The 10,686-nt window shown below is 69.5% G+C and carries 12 protein-coding genes; 4 read left to right on the top strand and 8 right to left on the bottom strand.

Annotated elements, in window-relative coordinates:
- The 8 genes from AOZ53_RS00340 to AOZ53_RS00310 all read right to left on the bottom strand — a co-directional run.
- Window positions 1-241, bottom strand: a 241-nt coding sequence (locus tag AOZ53_RS00340) for an ATP-binding cassette domain-containing protein (protein WP_156333195.1), incomplete at its 3' end; no start/stop codon positions are given.
- Complete coding sequence (modB, locus tag AOZ53_RS00335) at window positions 238-921, bottom strand: molybdate ABC transporter permease subunit (RefSeq protein ID WP_054431662.1); 684 nt, start codon at window positions 919-921, stop codon at window positions 238-240. The genes modB and AOZ53_RS00340, both read right to left, overlap by 4 nt.
- A gap of 31 nt (window positions 922-952) precedes the next feature.
- Window positions 953-1,711, bottom strand: coding sequence for a molybdate ABC transporter substrate-binding protein (gene modA / locus AOZ53_RS00330; RefSeq protein WP_006390565.1), 759 nt, complete (start codon window positions 1,709-1,711; stop codon window positions 953-955).
- Between the two features lie 119 nt (window positions 1,712-1,830).
- The gene (gene speD / locus AOZ53_RS00325; RefSeq protein ID WP_054431663.1) at window positions 1,831-2,181 is read right to left on the bottom strand and encodes an adenosylmethionine decarboxylase; all 351 of its coding nucleotides are present in this window, start codon (window positions 2,179-2,181) and stop codon (window positions 1,831-1,833) included.
- Complete coding sequence (locus AOZ53_RS34580; RefSeq protein ID WP_197286424.1) at window positions 2,178-2,354, bottom strand: hypothetical protein; 177 nt, start codon at window positions 2,352-2,354, stop codon at window positions 2,178-2,180. The genes speD and AOZ53_RS34580 overlap by 4 nt, the downstream gene beginning before the upstream one ends.
- A 3-nt stretch (window positions 2,355-2,357) precedes the next feature.
- Entirely contained in the window at window positions 2,358-3,827 is a 1,470-nt protein-coding gene (locus AOZ53_RS00320; RefSeq protein ID WP_054486564.1) for a DUF4178 domain-containing protein, read from the bottom strand.
- 13 nt (window positions 3,828-3,840) lie between these two features.
- Window positions 3,841-4,878, bottom strand: coding sequence for an SPFH domain-containing protein (locus AOZ53_RS00315; RefSeq protein ID WP_054431665.1), 1,038 nt, complete (start codon window positions 4,876-4,878; stop codon window positions 3,841-3,843).
- 44 nt (window positions 4,879-4,922) lie between these two features.
- On the bottom strand, window positions 4,923-5,309 hold the full coding sequence (locus AOZ53_RS00310; RefSeq protein ID WP_006390571.1) for a DUF350 domain-containing protein: 387 nt from the start codon (window positions 5,307-5,309) through the stop codon (window positions 4,923-4,925).
- Between the two features lie 98 nt (window positions 5,310-5,407).
- Here AOZ53_RS00310 and AOZ53_RS00305 point away from each other — a divergent pair, with 98 nt between their 5' ends.
- From AOZ53_RS00305 to AOZ53_RS00290, 4 genes are all read left to right on the top strand, one after another.
- The gene (locus AOZ53_RS00305) at window positions 5,408-6,919 is read left to right on the top strand and encodes a polyamine aminopropyltransferase (protein WP_054486563.1); all 1,512 of its coding nucleotides are present in this window, start codon (window positions 5,408-5,410) and stop codon (window positions 6,917-6,919) included.
- Window positions 6,919-8,556: an NAD(P)-binding protein gene (locus AOZ53_RS00300; RefSeq protein WP_054486562.1), complete on the top strand. Its 1,638-nt coding sequence runs from the start codon at window positions 6,919-6,921 to the stop codon at window positions 8,554-8,556. The genes AOZ53_RS00305 and AOZ53_RS00300 overlap by 1 nt, the downstream gene beginning before the upstream one ends.
- Window positions 8,557-8,702: 146 nt before the next feature.
- Window positions 8,703-9,953 (top strand): NAD(P)/FAD-dependent oxidoreductase, encoded by a 1,251-nt coding sequence (locus tag AOZ53_RS00295; protein WP_054486561.1) that lies wholly within the window; start codon window positions 8,703-8,705, stop codon window positions 9,951-9,953.
- Between the two features lie 28 nt (window positions 9,954-9,981).
- Window positions 9,982-10,686 (top strand): aspartate/glutamate racemase family protein, encoded by a 705-nt coding sequence (locus tag AOZ53_RS00290; protein WP_082380539.1) that lies wholly within the window; start codon window positions 9,982-9,984, stop codon window positions 10,684-10,686.

The raw sequence follows: 10,686 nt of genomic DNA, 5'->3' as shown, positions 1-10,686 counted from the left end.
GGCGGGCCTGCGGCGCGACGCTCAGGCGCGCATCGGAATCGAACAGCACCCGGCCGTTGACCTCGATGCGGCCGGCATCGGGCCGCAACAGGCCGGCCACCGCGCGCAGCGTCAGGCTCTTGCCGGCGCCCGACGGCCCGAACAGCGCGATGCGCTTGGAGGCCGATGAGAACGCCACGTCGAGCGAGAAGTGCCGGTCGCCGGACACCATGCTCTTGCGGATGCGCAGATCGACGCTCATTGCCCGTCTCCGCTGCGCCGGCCGCGGATCGGCACCAGCTTGCCGGCCGCCAGCAGCACCGCAACGCAGGTGATGGAGGTGACCATCACCAGGAAATTGGCGGTGGCGTCATCGCCCGCCTGCACCGCCTCGTAGATGGCGACCGACAGCGTCTGGGTGCGGCCCGGCAGGTTGCCGGCGATCATCAGGGTGGCGCCAAACTCGCCCAGCGCGCGGGCAAAGGCCAGCAGCACGCCGGCCACGATGCCGCGCGCCGCCAGCGGCAGCGTCACGCGGAAGAACACCCCGGCCTCGCACACGCCCAATACCCGAGCCGCGCTTTCCAATTGGGGATCGACGTTTTCGAAGGCGGCGCGGGCCGACTTGAAGACCAGCGGGAAGGCCACCACCGACGCGGCGATGACCGCCCCCTGCCAGGTGAACACCAGCTCGATGCCGATTTCAGCCAGCTTTTCGCCGAGCACGCCGCGCCGGCCCAGCAGCACCAGCAGGTAGTAGCCCAGCACCGTGGGCGGCAGCACCAGCGGCAGGGTCAGGATCGCATCCAGCAGGTCCCGCCCCGGCCAGCGCCAGCGGGACAAGCCATAAGCGGCCCCGGCGCCGGCCACGGTCGCCAACAACGTTGCCCAGCCTGCCACTTTCAGGGTAAGCAGCAGGGGCACCCATACTGGATCGCTCATCACTGACCGCGATTGAATACCGGCCGCGGCCTCAGGGCTTCTGGAAACCGTAGCGCGACAGGATTTCCTGTCCGGCGGGCGACATCACGTAGGCCACGAAGCTCTTGGCTTCCTTGGCGGCGGTATCGCGCGCCGTCACGGCGATCGGATAGGTGACGGGCGTCTGCGACGGCACGCGCACCGCGACCTTGACCTTGTCCGGCATCACGGCGGCGTCGGTGGCGAACACGAAGCCCGCGTCCACTTCGCCGCGCGACACGTAGTCCAGGCTCTGGCGCACGTTCTGCGCCAGCACGCTCTTGGCCTGCACCGCGTCCCACAGGCCGGCGGCCTGCAGCGCGCCCTGCGTGTAGCGGCCCACCGGCACCGAGGCCGGGTTGCCGTAGGCGATGCGCTTGACGTCGTCGCGCGTCAGGTCCTTGAGCGCGGTGATGTTGGCCTTGCTGTCCGTCGGCACGATCAGCACGATCTGGTTGGCGGCGAAATCCACCCGCGATTCGGGCTTGACGGCCTTTTCCTCGACGGCCTTGTCCATCGCCTTCTGGTCGGCGGACGCGAACACGTCGGCGGGCGCGCCCTTGACGATCTGCTGCAGCAGCACGTCTGAGGCGCCGAAGTTCAGGATGACCTTGGTGCCGGCATGCTCCTTCTCGTATGCCTGGGCCACGTCCTTGAACGCGTTGGTCAGGCTGGCGGCGGCGGACACGACCAGGTCGCCGGCGTGGGCGCTGGGGCCCCAGACGGCGGCCAGGGCCAGCGATACCGCCAGGATCGGGTGTTTGCGGAACATGACTCTCTCCTCGGACAAGATCAATCTCGGTAACGAAATATATATAGGTATATAACGCCCGTCAATTTGCGGCAGACGGCCCGCTTGCGCCAGATCAACGCCGAAAGGGAAAGCGGCGTTCAGCCGCGGTCGACCGTGGTGACGCGGACGGTCTCCGGCCCCAGCGCGGCCCGCAGCCGCTCGAGCGCCAGTTCGGGCCGGGCGGCCCCGCACATGAAGATGTCCAGCGCGGCGAACCGATGTTCGGGCCAGGAATGGATGCTGATGTGCGATTCGCTCAGCATGACCACCCCGGTCACGCCGGCGCCCTCTCCGAAATGATGGAAGTGGGCGCCCAGCACCCGCGCCCCCGCCGCCTCGGCGGCCAGGACCAGCTCGCGTTCGAGCGCCTGGGCGTCGGCCAGCAGGCGGGCGGACACGCCGCGGAAATCGGCCAGGATGTGGCGGCCGGGCGTGGCGTGCGGCGTCACTTGTGCGAACCGCCCGATGACCAGCCCGAGCTGCCCGACGAGCCGCCGCCCCAGCTGCTGCTGCTGCTGCCGCCGCTGCCGCCGCCGCTGGTGAAGCGGGCGCCGGGCGAGCTGGCGCCGGTGGCGGCCATGACCACGATCAGGGCGTAGATGGCGTAGATGAACTTGCCCATGCCTCAGTCGTCCTTTGCGGACATCTTGTCCGCGAGGCTGGCCGGCAGCCACAGGAAGGCCAGGCCGATCACGAGCGGCAAAATGCGGCCGCTGAAGATGTTGCCCATGTTGAGGAACCCCATGGCGATGGTGGCGAACCAGGCCCACTTGCGGTAGCCGCCGCCCGAGGCCGCCGACGCCATCGCCTTCTGCTTGGCCAGCTCGGGATTACCGAACCATTCCGCCAGCTGCGCCGGCGCCACCGGCGCGGACGCCGACCAGCCCAGTTCGGCCGGCCCCTGCTCGCGGGTCAGCTTGAGGTTGCCGGCCTTGAAGTCGGTGATCTTGGTGCTGTCGCCGACCTTGACGCGCCAGTTGAAGGCGCCCAGCGCCAGCTCGACGCGCGAGGTGTAGTCGTACAGCTTCTGGTACAGCTTGGAACGCCAGCGCACGCTGGTGGCGTTGTTGTAGCTGGGCCAGGTGTCGCAGACCTGCACCCGTTCCCAGCCCTCGTCCGTCTCCACCAGCCAGATGAAACCCTTGGCCGGGTTGAACAGCAGGTATTCGATCCAGTCCGAGGGCTCCTCGGGATCCGGGTCGGCGCATTTCATCAGGCCGATCAGGGTGAAGGCGGCGCCATCGATCTTGGCGGTGGCGCCCAGCGCCAGCGTGGTCTTGATGGCCTTGACCTTGCGCGCCTTCTCGATGACCTCGGCGGTGTCGCCGGCGCAGTCGACCGTGGCGGCGCACGAGGGGCACACCACCTGGGTCGCCATGGCCGCGACGAAGCTGATCGGCGCGCCGCAGTTGGGGCAGTCCAGCGCCTTGATCTGGCCGCGGAAGCGTCCGGCGGTCTCCTCGACCTGGTCGTTCGGGCGCAGCGAGGCCGCCTGCATGCCCGCCAGGTCGAAGGCCTTGCCGATATAGATTTCAGGCTCGGGACCGTCGGAGAAGTCCAGCGTCAGGAACGCGTCCAGGCTGCGGAAGTCGGCGACCTTGGCTTCCCAGCCGTCGCCCGGCACGAATGGCAGTTCGCCCTGCGCGCCCCCGGCGCGGCAGCGGCGCACGTCCGAGGCGGTGAAACGCTGGCCGTCCAGCTTCATGTCGTCGCCGGGCGCGATGTCGGCGAAGGCCGGCAGGCCCTGCACCGTCTTGGCCTTGCGACGGCGGGTGATGGCGTACTGGCCGGAGGCGTCCGACAGCCAGCCGTCCGAGCCGTCGTCGAACCACAGATACCACTCGTTCCAGAAGCCGTCCTCGTAGCGCAGCTGGATGCGGCCGATCAGGTCGAAGCGCTTGCCTTCGAACTGGCCGGCGGCGCCCAGGCACAGCGGCGAATAGTCTTCCAGCACGTCGGCGGTCTCGCCGATGCGCCTGACCGAGTCGGCGTCCTTGAGCAGCGTGCTGCGGCAGGCGCCGCAGACCGCCATGACCGATGCCGTGGAGGTGAACTTGACGGGCGCTCCGCACTGCGGACACAGGACCTGCTGCATGGGCGTTCGGCGCTCAGCTGGTGAGTTTCTTCAGGACTTCCGCCTTGGCCGTGTCGTAATCGGCCGGCGTGATCAGGCCCTTGTCGAGCAGGTCCTTGAGCTGCTGCAGGCGCTGCACCGGATCGGCGCCACCGGCCGCCGTCGCGCCCGCCGCGGCGCCCGCGGCCACGGCGCCCGCCGCCGGCTGGCCCGGGGCCACGCCCAGTCCGGCCGCCATGGTCTGGCCCAGCGCCGCGCCGGCCGCCAGGCCCGCGCCGATGCCGGCGATGCCGCCCTCGTTCTGCGCCGCCAGCGGGATCGAGGTGGCGGTCTGGTACTGGGTGAACTTGCCCAGGTCGCCGGCCATGCCCATCGAGATCCGCGTGTCCAGCGCCTTCTGCAGTTCTTCCGGCAGCGACACGTTCTCGACCGTGAAGTTGTCGAGCTTGACGCCATAGCGGTCGAACACCGGGCCGAGCTGCTCGCCGATGCTCTGCGACATCAGGCCCTGGTTGCCGGCGATGTCCAGGAACGGCACCTTTGAGCCGCCGAGCGCGGTGGTCATGGCCGCGACCACCATGTTGCGCAGCTGCGCTTCCAGGTCGTCGACGGTGTAGACGTCGCGCGTGCCGCTGATCTCGCGGTAGAACTTGGCCGGATCGGTGATCTGGTACGAATACACGCCGAAGGCGCGCAGCCGCACCATGCCGAATTCGCTGTCGCGCAGCGTCACCGGCTGGGCCGTGCCCCAGCGCCGGCCCAGCTGCAGGCGGGTGCTGAAGAAGATCACGTCCGACTTGAAGGGTGATTCGAACAGCTTGTCCCAGTTCTTCAGGTACGTCAGCACCGGCAGGGTCTGGGTGGTCAGCTTGTACATGCCGGGGCCGAACACGTCGGCCACCTTGCCTTCGTTGACGAACACCGCCATCTGCGACTCGCGCACGGTCAGGCTGGCGCCGTACTGGATTTCGAAATCCTGCATCGGATGACGCCAGGCCAGCACGCCGTCGCCGTCCTCGTTCCATTGCAGGATGTCGATAAACTGCTTGCGGATAAATGAACCGAGACTCATGGCTAGTTCTCCTGTGTCAGATACGAATCAACGCGCCCGTCGGCTCAGGTGAGGCAGGCGGCGTTGACCACGCCGGCGGCCAGCGAGATCGATCCGATCAGGCCGCCCATGGCGATGTTGTTTTCCTCGATGGCTTCGTTCAGGCCGCGGATGGCGCGCGCCACCACGGCATAGACCACCAGTTGCACCACCATGGCGGCCACGCCCCAGACCAGGAACATGACGAAGCTGGCATGGATGGCGATGCTGGAGCAGAGGGTGAAGGAAAAGCCCACCAGCGCGCCGCCGTACGACAGCACCGCGGCGATATTGCCCTGGCGGATCAGCTCGAATTCCTTGTAGCGCGTCACCGTGGTGTAGACCGCGGTGAAAATGCCCAGCATCACCAACGCCGAGACGATGTAGATCAGATAGGTCACGGCCGGATGCATTGCTTCTCCCATATTCGCCCCCTTCAGGCCCCTAATTGCGCGCAGTATATACGGCGCTTTCGATATACTGCGAACGCATTTTCAGCGTCGGAACCCCCATGCGCGACCGCGTCCTCATCCTGTCGGTATTGATCGTCGCGTCCTGCGGCCTGGGCTATGAGCTCATCAGCAGCGCGCTCGCCAGCTATCTGCTGGGCGATTCCATTCTCCAGTTCTCGTCCGTCATCGGCTGCTATCTGTTCGCGATGGGCATCGGATCGTGGTTGTCAAAATATGTAAAAGACGACGACGTTTTGAATCGGTTCATCGATGTCGAGCTGGCCGTCGCATTATTGGGCGGGGTTTCCGCCGCCGTCCTGTTCCTGGTTTTCGCCTGGCTGTCGGCGCCCTTCCGCGCGGCGCTGTATGTCGGCGTATTCATCATCGGATTGATGGTGGGCATGGAGATCCCGCTGGTGATGCGGGTGTTCAACCAGCGCAAGGCCGAGTTCCGCGAGATCGTCAGCCGCGTGCTGACCTTCGATTACCTCGGCGCGCTGGCCGTGTCGCTGATCTTTCCGCTGCTGCTGGCGCCCAAGCTGGGCCTGCTGCGCACCGGCTTCCTGTTCGGCATGCTCAACGCCAGCGTGGCGCTGTGGACCACCTGGCTGTTCCGCCACGAGATCCGGCGGCCGGCGGAACGGGCCGTGCGCGGCGGCGTGGTGCTGGGCCTGCTGGCGCTGGGCTTCCTGTTTTCCGGCCAGATGACGGCCTGGGCCGAGAAAGGCCTGTACGGCGACGACGTGGTGCACGCCGAGACCACGCCCTACCAGCGCCTGATCGTGACGCGCTGGCATGACGACCTGCGGCTGTACATCAACGGCAACCTGCAATTCTCGTCGCGCGACGAACACCGCTATCACGAGTCGCTGGTGATCCCGGGCCTGCAGGCCCTGCCGTGGGCCCGCAACGTATTGGTGCTGGGCGGCGGCGACGGCCTGGCGGTGCGCGAGATCCTCAAGTACAAGCACGTCGAGCACGTCACGCTGGTCGACCTGGATCCGGCCATGACCGGCCTGTTCTCGCGCTCCGAACCGCTGACGAAACTGAACCAGGGCTCGCTGACCGATCCGCGCGTCACCGTCATCAACGACGACGCCGGGCGCTGGCTCGAAAGCCACGCCGAGGTCTACGACTTCATCGTGGTCGACTTTCCGGATCCGTCCAACTTCGGCCTGGGGCGGCTGTACTCGGTGCCGGTCTACCACCTGATGGCGCGGCACCTGGCCGAGAACGGCTACATGGTGATCCAGTCGACCTCGCCCTACTTCGCGCCGCGCTCGTTCTGGAGCGTGGACGCCACGCTCAAGGAAGCCGGCCTGAACACCTGGCCGTACCACGCCTACGTGCCCTCGTTCGGCGACTGGGGCTTCATCCTGGCCGGCAAGCGCCGCGACTACACGCCGCCGGATGCCGTCACCGTGCCCACCCGCTACCTCGACCCGGCCACGCTACGCGAGCTGTTCCACTTTCCCGCCGACATGCCGGCGCTGGCCATGCCGCCGAACCGCCTGAACGAACAGTCGCTCGTGCGCTATTTCGACGAGGACTGGCGCAGGGTCATCCGCTGATGCGCCGCCGCACCTTCCTGCTGGGCGCGGCCACCGCCGCCGTCGCGGGCACGGCGGGCTACTACCGTTCGCGCGTGATCGAGACCACGCCGGAGGTGCGCTATCCCGGCATGCAGGCCGGCCACGCGCTGCGCGATGGCGCGGCATTGCCGCCGTCCTCAGGCAGCCGCCGCTGCCAGGTGGCGATCCTGGGTTCCGGCGTGGCCGGGCTGTCGTGCGCCTGGAAACTGGCGCGCGAGGGCTTTACCGATTTCGTCGTGGTCGAGGGCCCCGAGTACGGCGGCAACGCCGCCGCCGGCGCGCGCGACGGCCTGGACTATCCGCTCGGCGCGCACTACCTGCCGCTGCCGTCGATGCAGTCCACCCATGTGCGCGAGATGCTGGGCGACTTCGGCATCGCCGAACGCGACGCCTTCGGCGAGCGGCCCTATTACGACGAAGCCCTCCTGGCGCACTCGCCGCAGGAACGCCTGCTGCGCGACGGCCTCTGGGAAGACGGCCTCTTGCCGATGCACGGGCTGCCCGAGGCCGATATCGAACAGCATCGCCAGTTCCTGGCGCTGGTCGACCGGCTGCACGGCGCGACCGGCAACGACGGCCGCAAGGTCTTCTGCATCCCGATCGTGCTGTCCTCGCGCGACCCGGCCTGGCGCGCGCTGGACGCGCTGACCTTCAAGCAATGGCTGGAGCGCGAGGGCTACACCTCGCCCGCGCTGCACTGGTACCTGAACTACTGCTGCCGCGACGACTACGGCGCACCGTACGACCGGGTCTCGGCCTGGGCCGGCCTGCACTACTTCGCCAGCCGCGACGGCCATGCCGCCAACGCCAACGAAGGCGCGGTGCTGACCTGGCCGGGCGGCCTGGCGCCGCTGGCGCAGCGGCTGCGCGACGCCATCAGCACGCGCCTGGGCCACGGCGGCTGGCTGCTGCCCGGCATCGCCGCGCGGCTGCGCGAAAGCGCCGCCGGCCCGCGCATCGATTGCCTCGCCCCGGGCGCGGCCGCCAGCGTCTACACACTGGAGGCGCAACGCGCGGTCTGCGCCATGCCCTTGTTCGTGGCGCAGCGCATCCTGCCGGACATCCGCGCCTACGGCTACGATCCGGCCACGCACGCCTCGCCGCACGCGCCGTGGCTGGTGTCGAACTTCGTCATGGATGGCTATCCGCGCGAGGCGCCGGGCGAGCCGCTGTCGTGGGACAACGTGGTCTACCAGGGCCAGGCCCTGGGCTACGTGGTCTCGACCCACCAGCTGCTGCGCGTGGCGCGCTCGCCGCGCACGGTGTTCACCGCCTACCACGCGCTCAGCAGCCAGACGCCGCAGGCCGCGCGCCAATGGCTGGCCGACGCCCGCCCCGAGGCGCTGCGCGACGAGGCCGCCGCCGACCTGGTCGCCGCCTACGGCGACGAGTTCTGGCGCCGCGCCCGCCAGCTGGAGATCACGGTGCGCGGCCATGCCATGGCCTCGCCCTATTGCGGCTACCTGTCGAACGCCGGCCTGGCGGCGTTGCGCGAGGTCGACGGACCGGTGCTGTTCGCCCATGCCGACCTGTCCGGCTACTCGGTGTTCGAAGAGGCCGCATGGTGGGGCGTGGTGGCGGCCGGCCGCATCCTGGGGCAGCGGCCGCCGGCCTGACCGGCGACGGCACACCCGCCTGGCGGCCGCCCGGCGCGGTGCCGCAATCATGGATTGCCCGCTCTCGCTGGCGCCTGCCCGCTGCCCTACAATCGGCCGCTTACCCCCCCCTTGATTCCGTACCGACTCAAGTAGCGACAGCGACGATGGGAAAGCAAGTCATAGTGCTCGGCGCCGGCATCGTCGGCGTCTGCTGCGCGCTGGAACTGCAGCGGCGCGGCATGGACGTCACCCTGGTCGACCGCCAGGATCCCGGCCAGGAAACCTCATCCGGCAATGCCGGCGTCCTGGCCCGCAGCTCCCTCATGCCCTTCAACCATCCCGGCCTGTGGCGCCAGCTGCCCCGGCTGCTGCGCAATGACACCGTCCAATTCCGCTACCGCGCCGCGTACCTGGCCCGCAACCTGGGCTGGGCGGCGGGCTTCCTGGCGCGCGCCCGGCCATCGGTGTTCCGCGAGACCACGGCGGCGCTCGACGGCCTGATCCGGCGCTCCGCCGCCGAACACCTGCGCCTGCTGGACGCGGCCGGCGCGCGCCGGCGCCTGCGCGACAGCGGCTGGATCTTCCTGTTCCGCAGCGAACAGGCGTGGCAGGGCGGCGCCCTGGCGCGCGAGGCCTACGCCCGCCACCAGGTGCCGACCCAGGCGCTGGATGCCGCCGACCTGGCGCGGCTGGAACCCGCCCTGGCGCCGATCTTCCCGCGCGCGCTGTGGATCCAGGGCTCGTATTCGGTGGACGATCCCGGCGCCGTGACCGCGGCCTACGCCGACCTGTTCCAGCGCTCGGGCGGCGTCTTGCGCACGCTGCGGGCCGCCGCCATCCGCCGCGACGGCGGGCGCGGCTGGATCGTGCAGGGCGACGCCGGCACGCAAACGCTAGCCGCGCCCGACCTGGTGGTGGCGCTGGGTCCGTGGTCCAAGGCCCTGCTCAAGACCACCGGCATCGACCTGCCGCTGGCGTTCGAGCGCGGTTATCACATGCATTACGGCGCCGCCGACGGCCCGGCGCTGGACCGTCCCATCTACGACACCGGCGGCGGCTACGTGCTGTCGCCGATGGCGCGCGGCCTGCGGCTGACCACCGGCGTCGAGCTGGACGACTGCGACGCGCCCGCCCGCCCCGCGCAGCTGGACCTGGCCGAGGCGCGGGCGCGCGAGGCGATCGGCCTGGGCGAGCGGATGGACCCGCAGGCCTGGCTGGGCCGGCGCCCGACGCTGCCGGACAGCCGCCCGATGATCGGCCAGGCGCCGCGCCATCCGGGCCTGTGGCTGGCGCTGGGCCACCAGCACATCGGTTTCAGCACGGCGCCAGGAACCGCGCAGATACTAGGTGAATTGATGACCGACGGCGGCGCGGCCAGCCGCCATGGCGCATTCCGTCCGGAACGGTTCATCTAGGGCGTATCGACATTCACAGGAGCCTTGCGTGGCCACGAACGATGCAACCGTCCCGGCCGCGCCCACGGCCCCCGCCGCCTTTCTCGGCCTGCTGATGCTGGACACGCGCTTCCCGCGCCCGCCCGGCGACGTCGGCAACCCCGAGACCTACGCCCGCGCCGGCATCCCGGCGCGCTTCGTCACGGTGCCGGGCGCCTCGCCGCGCAAGATCGTGCAGGAGGCCGACCCGGCCTTCCTGCAACCGTTCATCGATGCCGCGGTGGGTCTGGCGCGCGACGGCGCCGCGCTGATCTCCACCAGTTGCGGGTTCCTGGCGCGCTACCAGGACGCCCTGCAGGCCGCCGTGCCGGTGCCGGTGGTGTCGTCCAGCCTGCTGCAATGCCGCGGCCTGGCGCGGGTGGGCATCGTCACCTTCGACGCCGCCTCGCTCGACCGCGCCTTGCTGGATGCGGCCGGCGTGCCCGCCAACGCCGTGGTCGAAGGACTGGCGCCCGGTTGCGAGATGCAGGCGCGCATCCTGGAGAACGCGCCGGACATGGATCTGGCGCGGGTCGAGCGCGACGTGGTCGAGGCCGCCGAACGGCTGGCGCGGCGCGCCCCGGACCTGACCGACATCGTGCTCGAATGCACCAACATGCCGCCGTATCGCGAGGCCGTGGCGCGCGCCACCGGCCTGCCGGTGCACGACATCGAGACGCTGCTGCTGCGCGCCTGGCGCGCGCGGGCGGCCTGA

This window comes from Achromobacter sp. 2789STDY5608621, assembly GCF_001299375.1.
GTDB lineage: Bacteria > Pseudomonadota > Gammaproteobacteria > Burkholderiales > Burkholderiaceae_B > Achromobacter > Achromobacter insuavis.
This window is presented reverse-complemented; position numbering and strand designations above follow the sequence as displayed.